The following is a 23,225-nucleotide window of genomic DNA, read 5'->3' on the forward strand; positions in this document are numbered from 1 at the left end:
ATTACGAAGCCGGCTCTAATACATCAATAGAAGGCGGCGTGCCTCCTCGGCAAGCCACTCTTTGTTTCAGGCACTGAAATGGAAAATCAGCGTCGCAATAAGTCCTGCTCCCATGCAGTAATAAGCAAAGGGAGAGAGCGCCCATCTATCATGGTCACGGAAATAACGCATCAGGAAAGCCGTGCTGGCCAAAGCAGTTACTCCGGAAATCACGGCAGCTATCAGTGCTACGTGCATCTGCCCAGGCTCCAGAACCATATGCCGCATTTTAAAGGCTTCTCGCGCCGTAGCCGCAATAATCACGGGCTCAGCCATCAGAAAAGAAAAGCGAGCCGCCGTGTCATGCCGCAAACCCCGGATCAAACCGCCACAAATGGTCGCGCCAGACCGGGAAAAACCCGGCAAAAAGGCTATGCACTGAAACACACCTATCACCAGAGCATCACGCATGGTCATGTCCGCTACAGTGCGCACACCGTATCGACCACCCAAGCCCCGCAGCTTTTCTGCTAAAAGCAACATAACGCCATTCAGAAACAGAAAAATGGCGGCTGAAGGAGCAGAGCCGAATAAACTCCGCAGCAAATGCTCGAACAATCCACCGATGATAACCGCAGGGATAGTCGCCACAACCAGCAGGAAGAGGATATGCATGCTCTCCATCTGGATCCTGCTTCCCAGCAGACCTGCGGACCCTTTGAACAAAGCGGACCAGTCTTTCCAGAAAAAAATCAGCAACGCCACAGACGTGCCGAGATGCAGCATCACCAGAAAAGGTAAAAATGCTTCGTCATGCAGATTGTAAGACCAGTGCAGGAGCGCGGGCAAAATGACCGCATGCCCCAGACTGCTGACCGGAAAAAGTTCCGTCGCCCCTTGCAGGACGGCTATGATAATAGCCTGAATGAAAGACATTGATACACAACCCAGTTCTGGCCACACAAGCTTGTCCTTGCACCAAGTCCCCGCCTGCTGCAAGCATTCATAACCAATGGGCTCTGGCCTTGCCTCATGATGGAGAAAACAGATCAATGATTGGGAGAGGCCGTACCGGCGCCACATTTTTCAGCAGCGCCGTTCTGGCTGGCACGCTGGCGTTTGCTCTGTATGCTCGTGCCACCCAGACCGCTCCCGGACAGGAGCGGTATGACCTCTCAGCCCGCTTTGTGTCCGCCAATGGCCTTGCACGCGGCGCGGACGTAGCGTTGGCGGGAGTACCCGTTGGCCGGGTTTCCTCCGTTACACTCGACCCTACCTCCCAAATGGCCATTGTGAAATTCAGGATGAACACCGAACTCAAGATCCCTGACGACAGCACGCTGACAATTGGCAGCAGCACGCTTTCTTCCGATAATGCCCTGATCATTGAGCCAGGCCATTCCCGCGCCATGGCAGCCCCGGGCACGGTACTGACCCACACGCTTGAGCCGTCCAGCCTTGAGCAGCAGGTGAGCAACTACATTTTTGGCGGAGGCAATCTGGATCAATGAAGGCCGTTGCCTGCGCGCACATTGGCGGCTGAGATTTTTTGTAACAAAAACAGCAAGAACGCCTTGACGACCCCACCCCACCAAGGGTAGATCACCTCCACCGAACGATGGCGGCGTAGCTCAGCGGTAGAGCAGGGGAATCATAATCCCTTGGTCGGCGGTTCAAATCCGTCCGCCGCTACCATCTTTCCTTGAAAATCAAGACTTTAGAAATCAGTAGTTTTTCTATTTCTTGATGTTCGGGTTTCTTCCCATAAAAATTGCAGTCATCTGAATTTATGGTGACACTTATTCTGCCACTGATAAGCAAAATTCTTTTTGCCTGATGCTATCCACACAAAAAAAGCATCGCATAGCGTGTCCTTCAGAGAAGGCACAACGCCATACAACGCTCACTCTAAAAAACCGTCAGATCAGCCTTCAGATAATTCGGGCTGAGGCTGAATGTCAGGCTGAGGTTCTTCCCCCCGCACCGGAGCATCGCCTTCTTCTCCACGAGAAACATCCCCACCATCTTCGGAACCGCTTGAGGTATTACGCTGGCGAGACGCCTGACGCTCTGCTCGCTCCTGCTGGCTCTGCTGGGCAGCCTGAGCCATGGCGTTCATAATGCGGAAATAATGTTCGGCGTGCTGAAAATACGCTTCAGCCGCAACACGATCGCCCGCACCTGTCGCATCCCGACCATGCTGAAGATATTTTTCAAAAAGCTGCTGTGCCGTCCCACGTACACGAACATCAGGGCCATGACTATCGAACACGTGGTTCCGGTTCATCGGAATCTGACCATTCAGATGCCGGGAAGAACCACCACTCCCGCTACCACTAGAGCGATGATTTCTGGTTCGCATCCGTTTTACATTCATGAGCTATCGCAGCACTTTCACGTTCATGGCATTCTGCATGAAGAAACAGTCGAACTTTTCAAGACGTGCTTCCTGACTGAAGGCCGAATTGTGTGTCGGAACGGGCTTCTTTTCAGCAGAGGAAAACCATTGCTGAGATAAAGGCCCTCATTGCTTTATTCATATGGCGGAAAAAATAAATGATAACCGCCACATTCGCTGAATAAGCAGTTATGATCTTAGCAATCCACCAAGCTAAAGCCAACCTATTTTTTATGTGATTGCATCAGTCCTGACCCGCAAAACTGCGGCCCTTGGCACCCCACCCAGATCCGGCCTGATTTCAACAATCTCCAGCCCATGTTCCTCAGCAACATGCTGTAGATCCCGCGACTGATGAATCCCGATCTCGAAAATGGCTACCCCTTGTGGGGAGAGGAGATAAGGTAGCCGCCCACAAAGGAAACGATACGCCTCCATACCATCTTCCCCTCCATCCAACGCGGTGAGCGGTTCATGCAGTCGGACTTCGGGCATCAGCTCAGCAAGATCAGATGTTGGAATGTAGGGCGGATTGCTCAGCAGCACATCAAAACGCTGGCCTTTCAGTGCATCATCCCATCTGCCTGCCAGAAAAAAGGCGCGCTGTGCCATCCCGCATCGCTTGGCGTTGTGCGCAGCCAGAATCGCGGCGTCGGGGTTGATATCCACGCCAATGCCCCACGCCTTCTGATATTCCGCCAAAGCCGCAAGTAAAAGGCAACCTGTTCCCGTTCCCATATCCAGCACAGACAAGGCTGCCTGCACGTCAGGACAGTAATCAAGAAGACAGGCGAGAACGGTCTCACTATCGCCGCGCGGGATCAAAGTGGCCCGAGAAACAGCAAGATCAAGCGTCCAGAATCCCTTGCTGCCGGTTATGAAGGCCATAGGCTCATGCGCTGCCCGGCGGGTCAGATAGGAGAGAAATGGTTCCTCCTGCACTTCATCACGAGGCGATATCCCTAGCATCTGTTCCGCGCTTTTGCCCAAGGCATACGCCAGAAGCAACCGCGCCTCCCGCCGAGGATTTTCAATGGCAGACGCTGCCAGCACCTGCGCACCATGAGCAAGCAACTGACCCAGCGGCTGGCTGGCTGCATGTTTTTCTGCTCTACTCATAAGGAACCCTTTATCAGAGCGGTACTGTTTGAAATGACATTTTCATCCTGCACCGAACGCGTCCTGCGGGTGCTCTTACCCTTCTGCGCTGCCATTGTCTCCCTTACGGTCGGAGCATCAATGGCACACGCAGGCGATTTTACGGTGACTGACGAGAAAGCGGATGCAGAAATCTCCGAGATTTCCCGTCTTTATCTTGATGGAAAGCTGGCTGCCATTTTCAAACTGGATGACAAAAATCGCGGGAAGACCGTGCGCATCCCGACCCCGATTGGCCGGATTGACCACACGTATACCCTCTGCGGCGAAATCACCATTCGCACACCAGAAGGACGGGTAGAAACGCACGAAGTCAGCAATGATGGCACGCTTCACAATCCGGATGGCCATCACCTTTATGCGCTGGGCTCCAACAACTTTACCGAATTCTTCCTGATGGACCCCGATGATGACTCCATTGCGGAGCATCACCCTACCCATTCCAATGTCTGCTCCATGCCGGTCAGTTAGCCCCTCGGGCCAACATCTCGGCAGAACTTGGAACACTCGGCCAAGGCCGACCTCAGAACCCTTCCGCGGCCAGAAGTTCGGCCTGTTCTTCCTGTGTCAGGGCATCCACAAAATCATCAATTTCGCCGAGAATGATGCGATCAATCTTGTAGAGCGTCAGATTAACCCGATGGTCTGTCACGCGGCCCTGCGGAAAATTATACGTCCGGATACGCTCTGAACGGTCGCCCGTCCCCACCTGAGATTTCCGGTTCGCTGCGCGGGATGCGTGGGCTTCCGCCCGTTCCCGCTCATACAGTCGCGCCCGCAAAATCTTCATGGCTTTTGCGCGGTTCTTATGCTGGCTTTTTTCTTCCTGCATGGCCACCACTATGCCGGTAGGCAAATGGGTAATGCGCACAGCACTTTCAGTTTTGTTCACATGCTGGCCACCAGCGCCAGACGCCCGATAGACGTCAATCCGCAAATCACCTTCATCAACCGTAACATCAACCTCTTCTGCCTCAGGCAGCACCGCCACGGTTACGGTGGAGGTATGAATCCGGCCCTGACTTTCCGTTGCAGGCACACGCTGCACACGATGAACACCAGATTCATATTTCAATCGTGCGAAAACGCCCTTCCCGCTGATTTCCGCAATCCCTTCGCGCAGACCACCAAGCTCGCTCTCATCATAATCCATGATGGAAAAACGCCAGCCTCGCAGGTCCGCATATCGACGGTACAGATCAAACAGTTCTGCCGCAAAAAGAGCAGCTTCATCTCCGCCGGCGGCAGGCCGCACTTCCAGGATGGCACTTCTCTCGTCAGCAGCATCTCGCGGAAGCATGGCCAGACGCACATCCTGCCGTAGTTGCGGCAATGTTTCCTGAAGTTCGGCCAGTTCCAGCTCGGCCAGTTCTTTCATTTCCGGGTCTGCCAGCAACGCTTCCGCCTGCTGGGCAGCCTGCTCAGCCGAGCGTAGCGCGGTGATGCGCGCTACCAGTGGCTCAATTTCTCCATATTCACGGGATGCCTGCGTGAAAGCCTCACCGCTTATGCCACTGGCCAACTGGGCTTCCAGTTCAAGCGCCCGGCTGACAATTCTGTCCAGCCGTTCATCCAAAGTCATTGCGCCGTTGACCCACCCACACCTGCAAACACCGCTTTTGCATTAGACAGAAGCCTCTCACGAGAGACCTCTTCCTCCTGCCCGGTTTCCATGGCCTTGACCCGGAAGGCCCCTTTGGCCAGTTCATCCTCACCCAGAAAAATCACGTGGCTGGCATTCTGTTTGCCTGCCCGCTCCATCCGCTTGCGCAAGGAGCCACGATACCCGATTTCCACCCGCACTCCCTGCCGACGCAGCCCCTGCAAGATCTGGAAAAGTGCTTTTTCATCGGGTGAACCAACCGGCACGATTACAACCGAGCGCGGCGCAGCCGGAGACGCATCCAGCAACATGGAAAGGCGCTCCACACCAGCAGCCCAACCAATGGAAGGCACTTCCGGCCCACCCATCTGCTGAACCAGGCCGTCATAACGGCCGCCTGCCATAACCGTGCCCTGAGAGCCCAGCTTGCTGGTCACAAATTCGAAGGTGGTGTGATTATAATAATCCAGCCCACGCACAATGCTTGTGTTGACCTTGTACTCAATTCCGAAGCCATCAAGCGTGCGGCGCAGATCATCCCAGAATGTGCGGGCTTCCGGCGTCAGAAACTCTTCCATCATGGGGGCATCTGCCACCAGAGACCGATCACCCGCGTCCTTGCTGTCCAGAATCCGCAGCGGATTTTTCTCCAGCCTGATGCGGCTTTCTTCTGAAAGGCGATCCTTATAGCCGGAGAAATAAGACACCAGCGCAGCACGCCACGCATCCCGGCTGGCCGTATCGCCCAGCGTATTCAGCTCCAAGGTCACGTGTTCCGCCACACCCAGCGCCATAAGCACCTGATGCCCCAACGCTATTGCCTCAGCATCAGCAAGAGGTTCCGCCGCACCCATCAGTTCTGCACCAATCTGATGGAACTGACGATAACGCCCTTTCTGTGGCCGCTCATGCCGGAACATGGGACCTGCATAGAAAACCTTCTGCGGCAGGGATTGCGTAAGCCCATTTGTCACCAAAGCGCGGCAGATGGCAGCCGTGCCCTCCGGGCGCAGGGTCAGGCTTTCGCCATCACGGTCACTGAAAGAATACATCTCCTTGGAGACAACATCTGACGTATCGCCCAGCGAGCGGGAAAATACTTTCGTGTCCTCGAAAATCGGGGTGGACCATTCATCAAACCCGTATAGCCCCGCAATATGGCGCGCTGTTGAGACAACATGCGTGTAACGCCGCTGCTCCTCGCCAATAAGGTCGTGCGTTCCTCTTACGGGTTGAATGGTGCTCACAGATCTTTTCCCGATCACAGCGCCCGCCACCGGCTATTACGCAGCGGGCTGTCTCTTCAAATTTTACGATAAAAAACCAAGGCGCATGGTCTGACTGCCCGGAAACAGACCATGCTGGGCCTCAGCTTTTATTTAGCGGAAGACATTTCCGGCAGTTCTTCCGTCTTGCCTTCAGCCTTTTCCTTGGCTTCTTCGGCCTGAATGGCTGCCACACGGGCTTCCACCAGCTCCACCACATGCTCAATCATGTCGCCAGCCGGAATAGTATGGTCCTGCTTGCCAGCAGAATAAACCATATGACGGCCTGAACCACCGCCCGTTACACCCAGATCCGTCATCAGGGCTTCACCCGGTCCGTTCACGACGCACCCGATAATGGAAAGCGTCAGCGGAGTTTTGATATGGGCCAGACGGTCTTCGAGCGTCTGAACCGTTTCCACCACATTGAATCCCTGACGGGCACAGGACGGGCAGGAAATAATCTTTACGCCACGGTGACGCAGGCCAAGGGATTTAAGAATATCCCACCCGACCAACACTTCTTCTTCCGGCGCGGCAGAGAGCGAAACGCGCATGGTATCACCCACACCGGCCCACAGCAGATTGCCCAGACCAATGGAAGATTTGACAGTGCCGGCACGTTTGCTGCCAGCTTCCGTGATACCGATATGCAGCGGGTAGTCACATGCATCAGCCAGCTGCTGGTAGGCAGCCACCGCCATGAAGACATCAGATGCCTTCACGCTAATCTTGAATTCACGGAAATCATGATCTTCCAGAATCTTGGCATGTTCCAGAGCGCTTTCTACCAGTGCTTCCGGGTTAGGCTCGCCGTATTTTTCCAGCAGATGCTTTTCCAGAGACCCGGCATTCACACCGATACGGATGGAACAACCGTAATCCTTGGCGGCATTGACAACTTCTTTCACACGCTCGGCGTTGCCAATATTACCGGGGTTGATACGCAGGCAGGCCGCGCCAGCCTTGGCGGCTTCAATAGCGCGCTTGTAGTGAAAGTGAATGTCCGCCACGATGGGCACGTTCACTTCCCGCACAATTTCTTCAAGCGCCTTGGTGCTTTCTTCGTCCGGGCAGGACACGCGGACAATATCCACACCAGCCAGTTCTGCACGGCGGATCTGTTCGATCGTGGCCTGTGCATCACTGGTCAGGGTGTTGGTCATGGTCTGGACAGAAATCGGCGCATCCCCACCGACGGCTACCTTGCCGACATGGATCTTCCGTGATTTCCGACGCTCGATATACTGGTAAGGCCGGTAGCCACTCATCTTACATCCTTTTGTCGAGACGACAGTTGATCAGGCAAACCGTGTTGTGGTGCACGATCACCCATTACGTTTGATGCCTTCCTGCCAAAATCAATGCGCGTTGGCTACATGAAAGCGCGTAAAAGAGGCATTCAATGTCCGCCCAATCCCTGTAACTGACGGGCATTCAGGTCATCCGCGCTGGTTTCAGGAGGGGGGCTGCTCTTACGCCGCGGCATGGAACGCACTGGCATGGCTGGCGCATTCTCCTGCACGACACCGTCCTGATCCGGCTGGGCGGATGAAGAAGCGGCCTTTCCGCCTGCCGGCAATGTGGAGGATGGCACATCTTCCGACTGCGAGCCATTATTCTGTTGTTGCGGCTTTGAAGAACTCTGCGGTGAAGCAAGCCCGACAGCAGGAAGCGACGGAGCGGCTGGTACGGATGATGATGCCGAGGGGGATGTAACCACACCCGATACAGGCACCCCCGCAAGGCTCCCGTCCCGCACAGCGTCAACCGTCAAGGGCAGCTTCCGCCGCACCGCGCCATTACGACCAAGATGAGGCGTTGTCACACTTCCGGCAGCAACCATAACGCCGCCAGCATTACCAACTGTCAGACTATAGGGGCCGTTTTCTGGTGGTACATCCCACTGGTCACCTGGCTGCATGATGTGGTCATACACCACTTTTCCGGCACCATCCTTTACCTGCACCCAACTCGCGGCATCCGCCTTCAAGACAAGTTGGTTTGCATCTGCTCCAGTAGACTCGCTCCCTTCGGCACTGTCCGAAGACGGTGCCGGTGTATTCGCCGCAGGAGAAGAAACACCTTCCGTCCCGCCAGCCAAACCGGAAGCCTGTTCTGTTGCTCCCTGCGCTGACGAGGCCAACGGATCATTTGAAGCTATGGCAGGAACTGAATGCTCTGCGCCCCCTAAAGGCGCGCCCGATGCCGGGGCTGGCGCAGGCTGCGGTGGAGGAGAAGCACCCGGATCAGGCAAGATGGACGCCACCTGCGGGGAAGGAGCATTGGCCGTTTTCTCGCCCGGAATAATCTCTGCCACGGGCGGCACATGTTCAGGCACCGGCGGAGCATGACCTACGAATTGGTACCAGCCCACATAGGCCCCTACCAGCACCAGCAACCCGAGAGAAACTGTAACCCCCGGCGGAATCCGCCGATCAGGCGGTGGTGCCGGAAAAGTCAGTTCGGGTTTGCGGTTTCGAACCTTCCCTTCCCGCTTGTAGCGCTGCACCACATCTTCAGCATCAAACCCCAAGGCTTGCGCGTACGTGCGCAAGAAGCCCAAGGCGTAGGCCTCTGCCGGAAAAACCCCGGCACGCCCACTTTCCAGAGCCTCCAGATAAGCTTCCCGAATACGCAACCAGTCGGCTATCTGCGGTAATGTCCAGCCAAGCTGCTCCCGCCGCATACGCAACGCGCTTCCCACACCAACACTCGCCACATCTGGCAGGACGGGGGAAGCGGCAGGTTTTTCCTGCTCGGGAACAGAACGGGTATCAGCCATCAGCATCCATACGTCGCTGCTGGCGCACCAGTGCCAGCACAGCTTGATCAACAAGGTCCGCAATAATGTCAGCCACAGGCTGAACGGCCTTCACCATTCCGACAGACTGCCCGGCCATGACAGATCCGTTTTCAACATCTCCCTCTATTACAGCCCGACGCAGGGCGCCAGCCCAGAAATGTTCGATCTCAAGCTGGGCTTCCTCACGCGAGATTGCACCACTCTGAAAGCGACTGATCACATCCGCCTGATGCGCCACGAAACGGCTGCTTCCTTCATTGGCCAGCCCCCGCACCGGAATAACGGGAAAACGTTCGTCAAGCTGAACGGAGGTTATGGCATCCCGCGCATTAGCCCGCACAAACGCTTTTTTGAACTTTTCATGGGCAATACTTTCCGCCGCAGCGGCAAAACGGGTGCCTAACTGGCCGCCGGAAGCCCCCAGTTCCAGATAGGAAACCAGCGCGTCCCCGCGCCCCAGGCCGCCAGCCACAAATACCGGCACCTGGTCAATGTGGGGCAGAATTTCCTGCGCGAGCACCGTCAGAGAAACGGGGCCGACATGACCGCCAGCTTCCGCCCCTTCAATCACCAGCGCATCCACACCCATTTTGATCAGCCGTTTGGCCAGCACCAGAGCAGGCGCAAAGGCCACCACCTTAGCACCGCCATCCTTGGCGGCCTTGATGGCCGCCCCCGGTGGAATGCCGCCAGCCAGCACAATATGGCCAACGCCTGCCTGCAAACACACATCCACCAACTCGGAAAGCTGGGGGTGCATGGTGATCAGGTTCACGCCGAATGGTTTGTCCGTCAGCGCACGGGTAGCCGCTATTTCTTCGGCCAGACGGTCCGGTTCCATGGCGCCACAGGCAATCACCCCAAAGCCACCAGCGTTGGAAATGGCGGAAACCAGATGACGTTCACTAACCCAGGACATCGCCCCGCCAAGAATGGCATACTGGGTCCCCAGAAAATCTGCACCACGCTGGCATAGGTGCTGAAGGCGCTTCCGCGCCCGTTCTTTCTCGGACTCGGTCGGCAATGCCGTCAGATCGCGCTCTATCACGTCAGACATTGTCCAGCCCATATGCCGTATGCAGGGCACGCACTGCCAGTTCTGCATATTCCGCAGCCACCAGAACGGAGACCTTGATCTCACTGGTGGAAATCACCTGAATGTTGATCGAACGCTCGGACAGGGTACGGAACATGGTGCTGGCCACCCCTGCGTGCGAGCGCATGCCTGTGCCCACCACGCTGATTTTCACAACATCGTCGTCTGTCGCCAGTTCTTCGTACTGAACCGCATCCCGCACAGATTCCAGCGTACTGATGGCGCGCGGTAGATCAGTCTTGCTGGTTGTGAAGGTCATGTTTGTTGTACCGTCAGCGCCGGTGCTCTGCACAATCATGTCCACATTGACGTTGGCTTCACTCAACGGGCCGAAAATTGCAGCGGCAATCCCCGGACGATCAGGAATCCGCCTTACAGACAGCTTGGCCTCATCACGGGAATACGCGATGCCAGTCACCAGTTTCTTTTCCACTATTTCGTCCTCATCCACCACCAGGGAGCCGGGAAGCTTACCTTCAACCAAGGCTGGCCCATCTACAAAGCTTGAAAGAACCTGCACACGCACGCCTTGCCGCATGGCCAGACCAACGCTCCGTGTCTGAAGAACCTTCGCACCGACGGATGCCAGTTCGAGCATTTCCTCATAGGTGATTTTTTCGAGCTTGCGTGCTTTTGACACAATGCGCGGATCTGTCGTGTAGATCCCGTCCACATCGGTATAGATATCACACCTGTCTGCCTTGATGGCTGCGGCCAGCGCAACGGCCGAGGTATCAGACCCCCCACGGCCCAGCGTGGTCACACGCCCGTCCGGCCCCACGCCCTGAAAGCCAGCCACCACAGGCACAACACCTTCCGCCATGCATCCCAGCAGATGGGCGCCGTCAATTGTGTCCAGGCTGGCCTTGCCATGTGCCGAATCGGTCCGGATGGGAACCTGCCACCCGGCCCAGGAACGTGCGGGCACACCAAGTTTCTGCAGGGCAATGGCCAGAAGGCCACTGGTCACCTGCTCACCGGTCGCCACAATGGAATCATATTCCCGCGCGTCATGCAGGTCAGAAAGCGCATCGCAATAACCGACCAGCTTGTTGGTTTCCCCCGCCATGGCGGAGACAACAACCAGCACATCACAACCAGCGTCTTTCTGTTTCTTGACACGCTCGGCCACGGCCTTAATGCGCTCAATATCCCCCACGGACGTTCCGCCAAACTTCATGACGATCCGAGGCACGGAACCGGGCATAATTTTTTCTCCACCAGACAGGCCGTAAACAGACCGTTCTTTTCACCTTCCACGCGCACTGCTGGCATGAAAGACACAAAAGGACGGTTGCGAAGCTTCACAAGGCGCGTCACATACCCTTCCCGGCCCCCTCTCGTCCAGCGGGGGAGATCAGCAGGAAAGGAATTTTGTTCCATGCATCCCTCCAGCCGCGACGCTGCATCCTCCGTTTCCCCCGAAGAAATTGCCCGCTTTGGCGCTCTGGCGGATAAATGGTGGGACCCCTCCGGCCCCATGCGGCCCCTGCATGCCATGAATGAACTGCGCATAAGCTGGGCCTGCCGCCACTTCCCCCTGCGTGGGCGCGCCAGCCGCCGCGTACGCGTGCTTGATATCGGCTGCGGCGCGGGTTTGGCCAGTGAGGCACTGGCAAGGGCGGGCCATGATGTTCTGGGCCTTGACGCCTCTCCCAACGGCATTGCCGCTGCACGGACGCATCTTGAAAATCACCCGCTTCCCGATGGCTCCGGCCCGCTGACTTATCGTGTTGGCAGCGCAGAGGAACTGGTGGCGGAAAACGCCAGATTTGATGCCGTAGTCGCCTTAGAAATTATAGAGCATGTGACTGATCCTAAAAGATTTATGCACATGCTGGCTGATCTGGCGGAACCGGGTGGCATTGTGATTGTATCCACCATGAACCGCACCCTGAAATCTCTGGCCATTGGCAAAATTGGGGCGGAATATCTGCTCCGCCTCCTGCCGGTTGGTACGCATGAATGGCGGAAATTTATTACCCCTGCCGAACTGGGCCGATATGGCCGCTCAGCAGGTCTGAGCATCCAGGCTATTGCAGGCATGGTGCCCAGCCTGACCGGCTGGAAGGAAAGCCGCAACCTTGATGTAAATTACATTGCGGCTTTCAGAAAAAGCTGATTCCGGCGCGCTCAGGAAGCCGGAACACGCAGGAATTCAAAACACGTGGGGCTGCCAATTGGCGTAAAGTCCCATGTGAAACTGATCTTTCCCGTCGTTTTATCAACCCGGAAGGATGTGATGGAATCACTCCTCTGGTTTGCAACGTACAAATAGCTGCCTGACGGATCAAACATGAGAGACCGCCCATAATCCGCATGGGTCCAGATCTCATCCACCAATGTCAGGCCTCCATCCTTGGCAACCTGAAACACAGCCAGCGAATCCCCCAGCCTGTTGGACACGTAGAGAAAATGTTCATCAGGAGAGAGCAGAATGCCTGCGGCCAACGTGCTGCCACGGAAATGCGCTGTCACGCTACTGACAGTCTGCTGCGGCGCTATCTTGCCTGTCTGCGGGTCAAAATCCGCTACCACAACCTTGGAGTCCTGCTCACATAGCAGATAGAGCTTGTGTCCATCCGACCCAAACTCAAAATGTCTGGGTGCCGAACCCGGCGTCATGGTTGTAAAGGGCACAGCGGCAGGAGTGAGCTTGCCGGTATCCAGATTGATGGTCCACACGTAAACACGGTCCAGCCCGGCATCCATCACCAGAACGTATTTGCCTGTGGGGTCAGCCTTCACCATGTGGGGATGGGCTGATGAATGATCGCTGATGGCAAAATTGCCCGGCGGGTTATCCGCCGCCCGATCTGGCATGCGGGGCCCAGTGTTGTGCAGCAGTTCGGTCATACGACCCAGAGAGCCATCGGCCAGAACATGCAGAACCCCGACCGTTCCCCCGGTATAATTAGCGACCATGACATACCTGCCAGAGGGATGGACGCTCAGATGCGCCGGGTCCGCGCCGCCGGAGGCAACAGTATTCAACTTTGTCAGGGCACCTGTTGCATGATCAATTGAGAACGCCGTTACAGAGCCACTATGCGCCGTATCAAAATCATTGATCTCACTGACGGCATACAGAAACCGTTTATCCGGTGAGAGCGCAATATAGGACGGACTGGCAATGTCCGTAAATGTCATCAGGTTTGTCAGAACGCCCGTCTTCGGATCCATTTCAAAGACGGTAATCCCTTCCCCATTTCCTCCCGGCGGCCCGTGTTGGGTATATCCCCCCACATAACAATATGTGCGCTCCCGTGATTCCGGATCAGCCGGATCTGGAGCCTTGGCCGTATCGTCCTGAGCGTAGGCCGGAAGCGCTACCGTCACGGCTCCGGCCATGCCAGCAAGCCCGAACAGACGACGGGAAAGAGAATGAGTCATAAACAAGAGCCTTGTTGTTCTTTTCAATTTTTAATGCGGCATTTTACACACCGGGCCGATGGTTCCCTGATAACGGGTCCATGTCTGGGTTTCGCCAAAAAGCGGCAACCCGATATATCCCCGCAGTTTTAGAACATCTTTTCTGGGAGACCATATCTGCGCCTGATAAACGCTTCCGGTGTCAGGGTCTAGAATCTTGCCGTTCCAACGCCCGCCTTCATCAGAAGATGCCCGGAAATCGGTAAGCATCAGAAGATTGCACTCCGAATTCCCCTTTTTGTCACGCGGAACATCCGTGCCCTCATATTGCAGCCCAACAAGGTGACCACATACCGTATCCCCGCACGTTCCTATCTTGAACACGCCATCATGGCCCTGGCTAAGCCAATACCCCTCAAATGGGTTAGCTGGAGAGCTTTCCGCTTTGGCGGCGTCTGGCGCGATCAGGAACGCACACATCAGAACTGGGTAAAGGAATGCTGCAAGCCATCTGTTCTTTCTGCTCACCTTGTCCCTCTCCATATTCCTGCAACCAACCTGTCTGGCTGCGTCTTTGCCTTGGCACCTTAAGATTCAACAATCAGGTAGGCAGGTGTAGTCACCCCGCCGTTTTAGCACTTTTCAACAGTCAGCTATCTGTGCGCCGAACCCACGGAATAGCCACAACATCTACGCCTTCTTCACGCAGCATTTCATGGTCACGTTCCGTCGCGTTTCCATAAATGCCCCGTTCAGCGGCCTCACCGTGGTGAATCCTTACAGCTTCTTCCGCAAAGCGGTCACCCATGTTCTCGCAGTTCTGCTCTACCGCCTGCCGTATTTTCTGAAAGGCGACCAGAACCTTATCGGGCATTCCTCCGCCTGCAGGGCCCTGCACCGCAGGCTCAGATACAGGCTTCTCTGGCTTATCGGAACGCCTGTTCAGCCCACCTTTAACTATAGCTGGCGCCATCAAGGCCTGCTGAACATCTGATGTTCCGCATTCAGGGCAGCTTAAAAAGCCTTCCTTCTGCAAGTGTGCAAAGGTCGCGCTATCGCGGTACCAGCCCTCAAACGCATGGCTGTTGACGCACTGCAAGCGGTAACAGATCATTGTCCTTCTCTTTCAGGCGCCAGCAAAACCTCCTTGCTTTCAGGCAAGTCCGAGTGCGGCATCCAGTTTTCCCTGCCGTTCCAGCGCCATCAGGTCATCACATCCACCCAGCGCTTTCTCTCCTACAAACACCTGAGGCACCGTGGTGCTGCCGCCTGAGCGGTCATAAGCCTGCTGGCGTTCCGGCGTTCCGCGCGGAGCATTGATTTCCTGAAACGCAACATTCTTGCTGCGCAGCAACTGCACAGCCCTTACGCAATAAGGACATCCGGGCTGGGTATAAATTTCAATGGCTGGCATAGGGGTGTCCCACTCTATTTTGTGTTTCATTCATTAAAGACGCTTTTGCGCCATGTGATGCCCGCCATATACGGCACCACACCTGTTTCATGTCGTTTCCAATATCGGAAAGTCCAGATCAATCTCTTTTTGCGATGGCACTTCAGCCGCCACCAGTACCGAGACCGAACGGGCACCTGCCTGCAGCAAGGCGTTGGTACAGGCCGTTGCCGTTGCGCCAGATGTCAGCACATCATCCACCAACACAACCTCCTTACCTGAAATCAGTTCCGCATACGGTGCCCTGACCACAATAGCGCGTGCCATTTCCTCCTGCCGTTCCCGGCGGGAAAAACCCGCAAGACGTGAGGTGGCGCGTGTACGGGCCAAACCATCTGGCCGACAGGGGACACCGGCAAGCCTCGCCACTTCCCATGCCAGAAGAGCAGCCTGATTATAACGCCGCTTCAAAAGACGCATCCTGTGAACAGGCACAGGCACCACAAGGCAATCTGGCGTAAAAAGAGCCTGCCCTGCCTGCCACATCCGTTTCCCCAGAAAACGAGCATTTTCCTGCCTATCCGCATATTTCAACTGTAAAATCAGATCTCTGGCACCCTTGTCATACAAAAAGGCTGCACGTGCATGATCCCACACCGGAGGGTGGCGCTCACATTTGGCGCACCATCTTTCTGCATTCAAATACGCTTCTGATGCCTGAGGTGCGCCGCATTTGACGCAGAAAGGCTGCGTAATCGGTGTGAGACGCCCAAAACAGACAGAACAGACGCCGCCCGACACGTCTGTTTCCACGCCACATAACTGGCAGGATGGCGGAAAGAGCATATCAAGTGTTCCATGGCCCAGCCAATGCGCCGCCATCCTGAACATCAGCCGCGTTCTTCCGCCTCCCTCAGATGTCATGCGTCCCCTCTTGGCAAACGCCAAAGACTAGCGCAGACCATAAAGCCATGGAGGCTCCTATCATTTTTGACCGCCCAGCCGTGCGTCTGCACAAGACACGTGCTGCACGTTTACAACAGGCCGTCACACCCATTCTCACCGCTGCTGCGGATATTCTGCTGGAACGTCTGGATGATGTCACGCGCCCCCTTCATTCGGCTCTGGATTTAGGAGGACGCGGGATTATCGCGCCACGCCTCCTGAAGCGCGGAATGGACGTTGTCTGTTGTGAGCCCACACCTCCTCCCACCTTATCCGAAAGCGCACCAACTGTGTGCGCTGATGAAGAGTGGCTGCCTTTCGCGCCTCACAGTTTTGATCTGGTTGTTGCCAACCTGTCCCTTCATTGGATCAATGATCTTCCGGGCACGCTGACCCAGCTCCGCCAGACCCTCAAGCCAGACGGACTGTTTCTGGCCAGTGTTCCCATTCTGCCAACGTTACGGCCGCTCAAACAGGCGCTGGAAATGGCGGAACTCGCTTTGAGTGATGGTGTTTCCCCCCGCGTTTCTCCTCTTCCCACACAGCAGAGTTGCGCCCACTTGCTTCAACGGACAGGTTTTGCCCTCCCTGTAGTGGATACGGAAAAACTGGATCTTCGATACCGCTCATTGACCAGCCTCATACGGGATTTGCGCGCTGCCGGAGAAACCAATGCATTAAAACTGCGCAGCCACATCATTCCACCGCGCATGCTGTTTCCTGCCGCAGCAGCAGAACTCGCCGCACTGGAGGATCAGGAGGGGACTTTTGCCATGCCGTTGCACATGGCCATTCTTACGGCATGGAGCCCTTCCCCCTCACAACCAAAACCTCTCCAGCCGGGACAATTCACGCACTCTCTTGAAGAAGCGCTGAAAAACCCAGTTCCGCCGAATACACCTTCCTGAGGCCTTATCCGCCAGTCACACTCATATGGCGGGCTGGTCCCTGAACATCTCCGGGCTTAACCCCCAGCATGAAATTATGACCACGTGGCTTGAGGGCAATGGCTGTTTGAATACCAGCCAACAGCGCTGCATCATCCCCACCGGAACGCATGATTTCGCGCAGGTCAATCCCGTCTTCCTGCCCCAGGCATGTGTAAAGCCGCCCGGTACAGGATACTCTTACCCGGTTACAACTATCACAGAAATTATGGCTCATAGGGGTAATGAACCCAATGCGTCTTCCGGTTTCAGCAACCCGCATATATCGGGCAGGCCCGCCTGTTCTGTCTCCCAAAGGTTCCAGCGTCCAACGGCTCCCCAACTGTGTTTTTACCGTGGAAAGTGGAAGGTATGTGGCCGTACGGTCTTCCCCTGTCTCGCCCATCGGCATGGTTTCAATCAGACAGAAATCCGCTCCGATGTCTCCACACCATGCCAGCATGTCATCAAATTCATCATCATTCACACCTGCCATGGCAACGGTGTTAATTCGCACAGCCAAGCCTGCCGCCCGTGCTGCACGGATGCCCTCCAGTGTGGCAGCAAGCTTTCCTCGTCGCGTTATCTGCGTAAAACGTGCCTCATCCAACGTATCCAGACTAACGTTCACGCGACGTACACCGGCTTTGAACAATGTTTCCGCATAAAGGGCCAACCTGCTGCCGTTAGTCGTCAACGTCAGTTCCTCAAGCCCCCCGTCCTGTTCAGGATGATGAAGCCAGTGACCAAGATGCTCGAGAAAGACGCCGATATCCTTGCGAACAAGCGGCTCCCCGCCAGTAAGACGCAATCTTTTAACGCCATGCTTCACAAACACGCGGCACAGACGAAAAAGTTCTTCGAAATCAAGAACATCAGCGCGCGGCAAAAACGTCATGCTTTCGGCCATGCAGTAAACACACCGCATATCACACCGATCTGTCACCGACATTCGAAGATAGGAAATACGGCGGCCAGCAGGATCAATTAAAGAGGACAACATAGGTCCACTATATAGCAAAACACCATCACGTTGTCGAAATCCAAATGCGGGCCGCGCCTATCGGGCACGAGAGCTTCTTCAGCCAAAGAAACCATATGTGGAAAAGAAAAAAGAGCAGAACCTACGCCACAAACCAACCCTGGCTCGTCTTCGCTCATTATCAGAAACGGAGAGCCAAACAGAAACGATGACTAATGGCTTGTAGGATGGTCTGGAAAATCAGGCTCTATAGCGCAAGTTGCGCGTGTCAGATTTTTTCGGCGACTCTTCTAAAGTAAGAGCCGTCTTCAATGTATGAAGAAAAATAAAGAATTCGGGGACGGAAGGCAACCAATACGCCCCCCTTCCCAACTCTAAGGCCCCTTATCCTGCATTGTTTCAAACGCAGATGAAGGAAGACACTCATTATATCCTATTGCTACCGTATTCCCCCGCCTGACTGGAGACATTGCAAAAGTTAGCCCTTTCGCAAAAGACATCCTCAGCCGTCAGCGTTGACCTACACCCAGCACGAATATCGTACTCGTGCTGGGTGCCGGGTTCAACACCATGCGAAAAAAGCGCTCACAGGGTTTGGGTATAATTTTTCAGGAAGTCTTTTACATCATCAGCCAAATCAGGGCGTTCGAGGGAGAATGCAATCTGCGCTTCCAAGAAGCCGATCTTATTGCCGCAATCAAAACGACGGCCTTCATACCGCAGACCATGGAACGGAACTTCGCCAATGGTTTTTGCCATGGCGTCTGTCAATTGCACTTCACCGCCTGCACCTTTTTCCAGCTTGGAAAGATAAGGCATGATTTCAGGGGTAAGAATATAGCGTCCAATAATGGACAGGTTGGACGGTGCCTCTTCAGGTTTCGGCTTTTCAACCAGACCTTTCACCTCGACCAGACGCCCATCATCCTTACCGGTATCCAGAATACCATAGCGGTTGGTGTGTTCACGCGGCACTTCGGTAACGGCAACAACGCTACCACCCGTCTGGTAATAGGCATCAGCAAGCTGCTTCAGGCAGGACGTTTTTGCCTGCACAATGTCATCGGGTAGCAAAATGGCGAACGGATCATCCCCAATAAAGCTGCGTGCACACCAGATGGCATGCCCCAAACCCAGCGGTTCCTGCTGACGCACCGCCACCAGAGACCCTGCTTCAATGGAACTCGGCTTCAGGGCTTCCAGCGCCTCTACCTTGTTACGCTCACGCAGTGTTGCTTCCAGTTCGTAAGCAATATCGAAATAATCGATCAGGGAATCCTTTCCACGACCTGTAATCAGGCAGAATTCCTCAATCCCTGCTTCACGCGCTTCATCAATCGCATATTGAATGAGAGGCCGGTCAACAACTGTCAGCATTTCCTTGGGCATGGCTTTGGTTGCCGGCAGGAAGCGTGTACCCAGTCCTGCAACAGGCAGAACTGCTTTACGTAAAGGCTTGGGCTTGGACACGAATACGACACCTTGAATTAAAGTTCAGTTGCAACAAATGCGCCACGGTATCGCTACTATCGGGGGCCTGCTTCGTCAAATCAGCCCAGATAGTGCCACACCTGCTCTTGTAGAGAGCGAACTCTCCGATAAGGTAACGCATTTGCGATAACAAAGATTACCGGGATTTTAAACAAACAAAGAAAGGCCTGACTATGGCATTTGGGCCATTTTCAGACTGAAATAATATTTTTATGCTAAAAATTCATGATTCCGAGAAAAATCAGCTTTTATGTTTTGCTGAATTTTTCCGGAAATCAGAGAATTGGTGCGGCCGAGAAGACTCGAACTTCCACGGGGTATTCCCCCACAAGCACCTCAAGCTTGCGCGTCTACCATTCCGCCACGGCCGCCCCGTGACAACCAGTACCGAAAGAGCGATACCGTTTGGTGAGAAGCCCTATAACCGAACCAACATCAGGCGGCAATGACCAACAAACACTTTTTATGGGAAATCAGCAAAAACCCGGTCCCTTACCCTTATGCTCTCTCCCGCATGCAGGATATTGCCCAGAAAATCCGCTCCCAGCAGGCAGAGGAACGCGTCTGGCTGCTTGAGCATCCCCCTCTTTATACAGCCGGAACCTCCGCCAAACCGGCAGATCTCTTCAACCCCCACCATTACCCTACCTATGATGCCGGACGCGGCGGGCAATGGACCTATCACGGCCCCGGCCAACGAATCGCCTATGTCATGATGGATCTGCAAAAACCCCACGGGCAGGTCCCGGCGCGCGATTTACGGGCCTATGTGCACGCCTTGGAAAATTGGATCATCCGCACATTGGCAGAATTCGGCTTGAAAGGAGAATGTCGGGATGGACGTGTCGGTGTGTGGGTCATTGATCCGCAAAGCGGTCAGGAAGAAAAAATTGCCGCAATCGGGGTGCGCGTTTCACGCTGGGTCAGTTGGCATGGCATAGCCATCAACTTGTGCCCCGACATGGAGGATTTTGACGGCATCGTGCCTTGCGGCATCCGGGAATTTGGGGTCACCAGTTTTCAGAAACTTGGCCTGCCCGTGACCTTTGCCCAACTGGACGCCGCCCTCGCCAAAAACTGGACGGCGGTATTTGGTGAGCCCCCTTCAGCGTTTACGCCTCTTCAAGACGAATAAACAAAGTACGGCGCCGCTCATCAACAAGCCGGATCTCATACAAAGCGAGCCTTGCACCATCATCCCGGAAAATCAGGGTAACGAGCCCCTGAGACGGGTTTTCCGTGCGCGCAAGTGACACCTGAAGAATTCCGGCAGGCTTCTGAATGTCCGTCACCGTCACGGCACCTGTGAGCGACAAAGGATTGCCCATCAGAAGCCCCAGCGGGTTGTGGGCCAGCCCCATACGGGTTTCTGAGCCTGTCTGACTGTCTTTAAATACGGCGTGAGAGCCAGATGCCTCCAGATCCATGGGATGAGGCGCTGTGTAAATCAGGTGGAGATACCCTGCATGATATGTCAGCACGCCTCCGCCTATCGTACCATTGGGCCATGTCTGGCTAAAGGGCACATTCTGCAATTTCACAGCGCGAAGATAGGCTTCAACCCTGTGAACATCATCCTGCCCGGCAGGAGCGCCCTCTCGGCCTGTGGCACACGCCGCCAACGCCAGCAGCCCGAACAGAGCGATGCGGCGGGAAACGCCATAGCGCATGGGGCGACTGGCAGAACCGTCAAACAGAATGGTCATGAAAGAGCTGCATCCTCTTCTGGTGTCCGTAATGTCAGGGCCAGAGCGTGCAGACCGCTGCCAAATTCATAACCAAGCGCGTCATGCACCATGCGCGACCGATTCACGCGGCTCACCCCTTCAAACAGCCGACTGACCAGCAGAACGCGAAAATGCGTTTCCGTTGCTCCGGCTTCTGGTCCTCTTGTTATGGCCACATGATGAGCATGACGGCTGCTTTCATCCAGAATTTCGAGCTTTTGTGGCGCAAATGCGGCGGTCAGTGCCTCTCGCACACGGCAGGCCCGTGCGCCACTCGCCTCAGATGTCGATGCAGAATTGCGACGCGAAGCCATATGTTCCCCCTTGCACAGAACAGTTCATGACGCACATAACCCTGATGATGAAGCGAAGGAATACCCGTCATCGGGCGTTCGATCCGGATCCGGACGCCCCGCAGCGCTGCTGTGACATGCCGGATTGTGACAAACCCGCCGGTTATCGCGCCCCTCGTTCGCGTGAGACGCTCAACCAGTATTACTGGTTCTGCCTCGAGCATGTGAGGGAGTATAACGCCCGGTGGGACTATTACAAAGGCATGTCACCCGGCCAGATCGAAGCGCATCTGCGTGCCGATATCGCATGGGATCGGCCATCGTGGGCGTTTGGGCAGAGTTCAGCCCGCCCCCGCAGCCAGAATTTCAATGAAGAAGAGATCCTCGATCCGCTGGATATTCTTGGTCAGAATCGTCGCGCCCGCGCAGAACGTCGCCGTCAGGCGGCCAGACCGCATATCCCCGACGCCCTGCGTGAACCACTGGCAACGTTGGGTCTGGACTGGCCTGTCACGATGGATGAAGCCAAGGCCCGTTACCGCTCGCTGGCCCGCAAGCACCATCCAGACACAAACAATGGAGATCGTGAGGCGGAAGAACGCCTCAAGGTTATCAACGTTGCCTTTACGATCGTGAGATCACATCTTGCAGGAGAGGGTCTCGAAAAAGCTGGCTGATCGTGCCATCCTGCATCCCCTTCTCTGCCCACCGGGCTCTGTGCATCTGGCCGCATGACCGGAAAGCCCACTTAAAAATCAGACGGATAAAGAATGACTGCTTCTGCAAGCCCGGCTTCCACGGGTGACCTCCCCCCGATTTCCGCCCTTTCAGCGCCGGATCGCGAAGTCTCGGTCCGCGAAGTGTTCGGCCTTGATTCTGACTTCACGGTCCCTGCCTTCTCCCTCCGCACCGAGCATGTGCCAGAAATTGATCCGGCCTATCTGTTCGATCACGATACCACCCTGTCCATTCTGGCCGGGTTCGCCTTCAATCGGCGCGTTATGGTGCAGGGCTTTCACGGAACAGGGAAATCCTCCCACATTGAACAGATTGCGGCCCGGCTGAACTGGCCGTGCATCCGCATCAATCTGGACAGCCATGTCTCCCGTATTGATCTGGTGGGGAAAGACGCCATTGTGGTGCGTGATGGCCAGCAGGTGACCGAATTTCAGGAAGGTCTGCTGCCATGGTGCCTGCAACACCCCTGCGCACTGGTGTTTGATGAATATGATGCCGGACGCCCGGATGTGATGTTCGTGATCCAGCGCGTTCTGGAAGTGGAAGGGCAACTCACCCTTCTTGATCAGAACCGTGTCATCAAGCCGCATCCATGGTTCCGTCTGTTCGCTACAGCCAACACCATCGGTTTGGGCGACACCACAGGCCTGTATCATGGCACCCAGCAGATCAATCAGGGCCAGATGGACCGCTGGAACATTGTCACATCACTGAATTACCTGCCGCATACGCAGGAAGTCGGCATTGTGCTGTCCCGCCTGGGCATTGACCCGAATGACAAAGCAGCCCGCGGTACCATTGAAAACATGGTGGCCCTTGCCAACCTGACACGGGCAGGATTCATGGCGGGCGATCTTTCCACGGTCATGTCTCCCCGTTCGGTCATTGCGTGGGCTGAGAACGAACGGATTTTCAAGGACACAGCTTTTGCGTTCCGCGTCACGTTCCTCAACAAATGTGACGAAGCCGAGCGCAACATGGTGGCGGAATATTACCAACGCTGCTTCAACACGAGTCCTCTGCCTAAAAAGGGCTTCTGAAGTTTGAAGGGAG

General features: G+C 55.4%; 26 protein-coding genes and 2 tRNA genes. 8 read left to right on the plus strand and 20 right to left on the minus strand.

Annotation, left to right across the window (positions count from 1 at the left end; translation table 11 throughout):
* Nucleotides 1–66: 66 nt before the first annotated feature.
* Nucleotides 67–915, minus strand: a complete 849-nt coding sequence (locus QWU00_RS00490) for an undecaprenyl-diphosphate phosphatase (RefSeq protein ID WP_035381791.1) — start codon at nt 913–915, stop codon at nt 67–69.
* Between the two features lie 116 nt (nt 916–1,031).
* Between QWU00_RS00490 and QWU00_RS00495 the strand changes: the two genes are divergently transcribed.
* Together QWU00_RS00495 and QWU00_RS00500 are read left to right on the plus strand one after the other, a co-directional pair.
* Nucleotides 1,032–1,490 carry an MlaD family protein gene (locus tag QWU00_RS00495; protein ID WP_035381789.1) on the plus strand — a complete coding sequence of 153 codons (459 nt, stop codon included), beginning with the start codon at nt 1,032–1,034 and terminating at the stop codon, nt 1,488–1,490.
* 109 nt (nt 1,491–1,599) lie between these two features.
* Nucleotides 1,600–1,674, plus strand: a tRNA-Met gene (locus QWU00_RS00500).
* Between the two features lie 229 nt (nt 1,675–1,903).
* Here QWU00_RS00500 and QWU00_RS00505 read toward each other — a convergent pair.
* The gene (locus tag QWU00_RS00505; protein WP_035381787.1) at nt 1,904–2,356 is read right to left on the minus strand and encodes a DUF4167 domain-containing protein; all 453 of its coding nucleotides are present in this window, start codon (nt 2,354–2,356) and stop codon (nt 1,904–1,906) included.
* 252 nt (nt 2,357–2,608) lie between these two features.
* Nucleotides 2,609–3,496 carry a peptide chain release factor N(5)-glutamine methyltransferase gene (gene prmC, locus QWU00_RS00510; RefSeq protein ID WP_035381785.1) on the minus strand — a complete coding sequence of 296 codons (888 nt, stop codon included), beginning with the start codon at nt 3,494–3,496 and terminating at the stop codon, nt 2,609–2,611.
* A gap of 120 nt (nt 3,497–3,616) precedes the next feature.
* Between prmC and QWU00_RS00515 the strand changes: the two genes are divergently transcribed.
* A complete protein-coding gene (locus QWU00_RS00515; RefSeq protein ID WP_392388288.1) occupies nt 3,617–4,006 on the plus strand; it encodes a hypothetical protein in 390 nt (129 codons plus the stop codon).
* Nucleotides 4,007–4,058: 52 nt separating this feature from the next.
* Here the strand turns inward: QWU00_RS00515 and prfA are convergent, their stop codons facing one another.
* From prfA to QWU00_RS00550, 7 genes are all read right to left on the minus strand, one after another.
* Complete coding sequence (prfA, locus tag QWU00_RS00520; RefSeq protein WP_035381782.1) at nt 4,059–5,117, minus strand: peptide chain release factor 1; 1,059 nt, start codon at nt 5,115–5,117, stop codon at nt 4,059–4,061.
* Nucleotides 5,114–6,385 (minus strand): histidine--tRNA ligase, encoded by a 1,272-nt coding sequence (gene hisS, locus QWU00_RS00525; protein WP_035382027.1) that lies wholly within the window; start codon nt 6,383–6,385, stop codon nt 5,114–5,116. Before hisS ends, prfA begins: the two co-directional genes overlap by 4 nt.
* Nucleotides 6,386–6,513: 128 nt before the next feature.
* Entirely contained in the window at nt 6,514–7,674 is a 1,161-nt protein-coding gene (ispG, locus tag QWU00_RS00530) for a flavodoxin-dependent (E)-4-hydroxy-3-methylbut-2-enyl-diphosphate synthase (RefSeq protein WP_006557628.1), read from the minus strand.
* Nucleotides 7,675–7,805: 131 nt separating this feature from the next.
* On the minus strand, nt 7,806–9,188 hold the full coding sequence (locus QWU00_RS00535; protein ID WP_035382025.1) for a helix-turn-helix domain-containing protein: 1,383 nt from the start codon (nt 9,186–9,188) through the stop codon (nt 7,806–7,808).
* Nucleotides 9,181–10,266, minus strand: coding sequence for an NAD(P)H-dependent flavin oxidoreductase (locus QWU00_RS00540; RefSeq protein WP_052051516.1), 1,086 nt, complete (start codon nt 10,264–10,266; stop codon nt 9,181–9,183). The genes QWU00_RS00535 and QWU00_RS00540 overlap by 8 nt, the downstream gene beginning before the upstream one ends.
* Nucleotides 10,259–11,512 (minus strand): aspartate kinase, encoded by a 1,254-nt coding sequence (locus QWU00_RS00545; RefSeq protein ID WP_035381780.1) that lies wholly within the window; start codon nt 11,510–11,512, stop codon nt 10,259–10,261. Before QWU00_RS00545 ends, QWU00_RS00540 begins: the two co-directional genes overlap by 8 nt.
* Entirely contained in the window at nt 11,482–11,688 is a 207-nt protein-coding gene (locus QWU00_RS00550) for a hypothetical protein (RefSeq protein ID WP_035381778.1), read from the minus strand. Before QWU00_RS00550 ends, QWU00_RS00545 begins: the two co-directional genes overlap by 31 nt.
* On the opposite strand from QWU00_RS00550, the gene ubiG reads away from it, so the two are divergent.
* A complete protein-coding gene (gene ubiG / locus QWU00_RS00555; RefSeq protein WP_035381777.1) occupies nt 11,687–12,427 on the plus strand; it encodes a bifunctional 2-polyprenyl-6-hydroxyphenol methylase/3-demethylubiquinol 3-O-methyltransferase UbiG in 741 nt (246 codons plus the stop codon). The two genes, QWU00_RS00550 and ubiG, sit on opposite strands and share 2 nt — an antisense overlap.
* An 11-nt stretch (nt 12,428–12,438) precedes the next feature.
* Here the strand turns inward: ubiG and QWU00_RS00560 are convergent, their stop codons facing one another.
* From QWU00_RS00560 to QWU00_RS00580, 5 genes are all read right to left on the minus strand, one after another.
* On the minus strand, nt 12,439–13,698 hold the full coding sequence (locus QWU00_RS00560) for a lactonase family protein (RefSeq protein WP_006557635.1): 1,260 nt from the start codon (nt 13,696–13,698) through the stop codon (nt 12,439–12,441).
* Nucleotides 13,699–13,728: 30 nt separating this feature from the next.
* Nucleotides 13,729–14,220, minus strand: a complete 492-nt coding sequence (locus tag QWU00_RS00565) for a DUF2147 domain-containing protein (RefSeq protein WP_035381775.1) — start codon at nt 14,218–14,220, stop codon at nt 13,729–13,731.
* Nucleotides 14,221–14,326: 106 nt separating this feature from the next.
* The gene (locus QWU00_RS00570; protein WP_035381773.1) at nt 14,327–14,791 is read right to left on the minus strand and encodes a DUF1178 family protein; all 465 of its coding nucleotides are present in this window, start codon (nt 14,789–14,791) and stop codon (nt 14,327–14,329) included.
* A 39-nt stretch (nt 14,792–14,830) separates the two neighbouring features.
* Nucleotides 14,831–15,091 (minus strand): glutaredoxin 3, encoded by a 261-nt coding sequence (grxC, locus tag QWU00_RS00575; RefSeq protein WP_035381771.1) that lies wholly within the window; start codon nt 15,089–15,091, stop codon nt 14,831–14,833.
* 87 nt (nt 15,092–15,178) lie between these two features.
* Nucleotides 15,179–15,994 (minus strand): ComF family protein, encoded by an 816-nt coding sequence (locus QWU00_RS00580; RefSeq protein WP_231551858.1) that lies wholly within the window; start codon nt 15,992–15,994, stop codon nt 15,179–15,181.
* Nucleotides 15,995–16,041: 47 nt separating this feature from the next.
* On the opposite strand from QWU00_RS00580, the gene QWU00_RS00585 reads away from it, so the two are divergent.
* Nucleotides 16,042–16,923 carry a methyltransferase domain-containing protein gene (locus QWU00_RS00585; RefSeq protein ID WP_035381769.1) on the plus strand — a complete coding sequence of 294 codons (882 nt, stop codon included), beginning with the start codon at nt 16,042–16,044 and terminating at the stop codon, nt 16,921–16,923.
* A gap of 4 nt (nt 16,924–16,927) precedes the next feature.
* Here the strand turns inward: QWU00_RS00585 and moaA are convergent, their stop codons facing one another.
* From moaA to QWU00_RS00600, 3 genes are all read right to left on the minus strand, one after another.
* Nucleotides 16,928–17,944, minus strand: coding sequence for a GTP 3',8-cyclase MoaA (gene moaA, locus QWU00_RS00590; RefSeq protein ID WP_035381767.1), 1,017 nt, complete (start codon nt 17,942–17,944; stop codon nt 16,928–16,930).
* 564 nt (nt 17,945–18,508) lie between these two features.
* The gene (gene galU / locus QWU00_RS00595; RefSeq protein ID WP_035381766.1) at nt 18,509–19,393 is read right to left on the minus strand and encodes a UTP--glucose-1-phosphate uridylyltransferase GalU; all 885 of its coding nucleotides are present in this window, start codon (nt 19,391–19,393) and stop codon (nt 18,509–18,511) included.
* A 305-nt stretch (nt 19,394–19,698) separates the two neighbouring features.
* A tRNA-Leu gene (locus QWU00_RS00600) sits at nt 19,699–19,785 on the minus strand.
* A gap of 74 nt (nt 19,786–19,859) precedes the next feature.
* Here QWU00_RS00600 and lipB point away from each other — a divergent pair.
* Nucleotides 19,860–20,549, plus strand: a complete 690-nt coding sequence (gene lipB / locus QWU00_RS00605) for a lipoyl(octanoyl) transferase LipB (protein ID WP_035381764.1) — start codon at nt 19,860–19,862, stop codon at nt 20,547–20,549.
* Here lipB and QWU00_RS00610 read toward each other — a convergent pair.
* Together QWU00_RS00610 and QWU00_RS00615 are read right to left on the minus strand one after the other, a co-directional pair.
* Nucleotides 20,527–21,120: a LolA family protein gene (locus QWU00_RS00610; protein WP_231551856.1), complete on the minus strand. Its 594-nt coding sequence runs from the start codon at nt 21,118–21,120 to the stop codon at nt 20,527–20,529. The two genes, lipB and QWU00_RS00610, sit on opposite strands and share 23 nt — an antisense overlap.
* Nucleotides 21,117–21,455, minus strand: coding sequence for a BolA family protein (locus QWU00_RS00615; protein ID WP_035381762.1), 339 nt, complete (start codon nt 21,453–21,455; stop codon nt 21,117–21,119). Before QWU00_RS00615 ends, QWU00_RS00610 begins: the two co-directional genes overlap by 4 nt.
* A 44-nt stretch (nt 21,456–21,499) precedes the next feature.
* Between QWU00_RS00615 and QWU00_RS00620 the strand changes: the two genes are divergently transcribed.
* A complete protein-coding gene (locus tag QWU00_RS00620; protein WP_081473519.1) occupies nt 21,500–22,111 on the plus strand; it encodes a J domain-containing protein in 612 nt (203 codons plus the stop codon).
* A 93-nt stretch (nt 22,112–22,204) separates the two neighbouring features.
* Nucleotides 22,205–23,212: an AAA family ATPase gene (locus QWU00_RS00625; protein WP_006557648.1), complete on the plus strand. Its 1,008-nt coding sequence runs from the start codon at nt 22,205–22,207 to the stop codon at nt 23,210–23,212.
* Nucleotides 23,213–23,225: the final 13 nt, after the last annotated feature.

Source organism: Acetobacter tropicalis (assembly GCF_030644465.1).
In the GTDB taxonomy this organism is placed as follows: domain Bacteria; phylum Pseudomonadota; class Alphaproteobacteria; order Acetobacterales; family Acetobacteraceae; genus Acetobacter; species Acetobacter tropicalis.

Coding starts and splice junctions, on each gene's coding strand:
- ispG (WP_006557628.1), bottom strand. CDS start 7,674: ATGAGTGGCTACCGGCCTTACCAGTATATCGAGCGTCGGAAATCACGG.
- moaA (WP_035381767.1), bottom strand. CDS start 17,944: ATGTTGTCCTCTTTAATTGATCCTGCTGGCCGCCGTATTTCCTATCTT.
- ubiG (WP_035381777.1), top strand. CDS start 11,687: ATGCATCCCTCCAGCCGCGACGCTGCATCCTCCGTTTCCCCCGAAGAA.
- QWU00_RS00620 (WP_081473519.1), top strand. CDS start 21,500: ATGATGAAGCGAAGGAATACCCGTCATCGGGCGTTCGATCCGGATCCG.
- QWU00_RS00625 (WP_006557648.1), top strand. CDS start 22,205: ATGACTGCTTCTGCAAGCCCGGCTTCCACGGGTGACCTCCCCCCGATT.
- lipB (WP_035381764.1), top strand. CDS start 19,860: ATGACCAACAAACACTTTTTATGGGAAATCAGCAAAAACCCGGTCCCT.
- QWU00_RS00580 (WP_231551858.1), bottom strand. CDS start 15,994: ATGACATCTGAGGGAGGCGGAAGAACGCGGCTGATGTTCAGGATGGCG.
- QWU00_RS00585 (WP_035381769.1), top strand. CDS start 16,042: ATGGAGGCTCCTATCATTTTTGACCGCCCAGCCGTGCGTCTGCACAAG.
- QWU00_RS00610 (WP_231551856.1), bottom strand. CDS start 21,120: ATGACCATTCTGTTTGACGGTTCTGCCAGTCGCCCCATGCGCTATGGC.
- QWU00_RS00495 (WP_035381789.1), top strand. CDS start 1,032: ATGATTGGGAGAGGCCGTACCGGCGCCACATTTTTCAGCAGCGCCGTT.
- prmC (WP_035381785.1), bottom strand. CDS start 3,496: ATGAGTAGAGCAGAAAAACATGCAGCCAGCCAGCCGCTGGGTCAGTTG.
- QWU00_RS00535 (WP_035382025.1), bottom strand. CDS start 9,188: ATGGCTGATACCCGTTCTGTTCCCGAGCAGGAAAAACCTGCCGCTTCC.
- QWU00_RS00565 (WP_035381775.1), bottom strand. CDS start 14,220: ATGGAGAGGGACAAGGTGAGCAGAAAGAACAGATGGCTTGCAGCATTC.
- QWU00_RS00505 (WP_035381787.1), bottom strand. CDS start 2,356: ATGAATGTAAAACGGATGCGAACCAGAAATCATCGCTCTAGTGGTAGC.
- QWU00_RS00550 (WP_035381778.1), bottom strand. CDS start 11,688: ATGGAACAAAATTCCTTTCCTGCTGATCTCCCCCGCTGGACGAGAGGG.
- QWU00_RS00490 (WP_035381791.1), bottom strand. CDS start 915: ATGTCTTTCATTCAGGCTATTATCATAGCCGTCCTGCAAGGGGCGACG.
- prfA (WP_035381782.1), bottom strand. CDS start 5,117: ATGACTTTGGATGAACGGCTGGACAGAATTGTCAGCCGGGCGCTTGAA.
- QWU00_RS00570 (WP_035381773.1), bottom strand. CDS start 14,791: ATGATCTGTTACCGCTTGCAGTGCGTCAACAGCCATGCGTTTGAGGGC.
- QWU00_RS00515 (WP_392388288.1), top strand. CDS start 3,617: ATGGCACACGCAGGCGATTTTACGGTGACTGACGAGAAAGCGGATGCA.
- QWU00_RS00560 (WP_006557635.1), bottom strand. CDS start 13,698: ATGACTCATTCTCTTTCCCGTCGTCTGTTCGGGCTTGCTGGCATGGCC.
- grxC (WP_035381771.1), bottom strand. CDS start 15,091: ATGCCAGCCATTGAAATTTATACCCAGCCCGGATGTCCTTATTGCGTA.
- QWU00_RS00615 (WP_035381762.1), bottom strand. CDS start 21,455: ATGGCTTCGCGTCGCAATTCTGCATCGACATCTGAGGCGAGTGGCGCA.
- QWU00_RS00545 (WP_035381780.1), bottom strand. CDS start 11,512: ATGCCCGGTTCCGTGCCTCGGATCGTCATGAAGTTTGGCGGAACGTCC.
- QWU00_RS00540 (WP_052051516.1), bottom strand. CDS start 10,266: ATGTCTGACGTGATAGAGCGCGATCTGACGGCATTGCCGACCGAGTCC.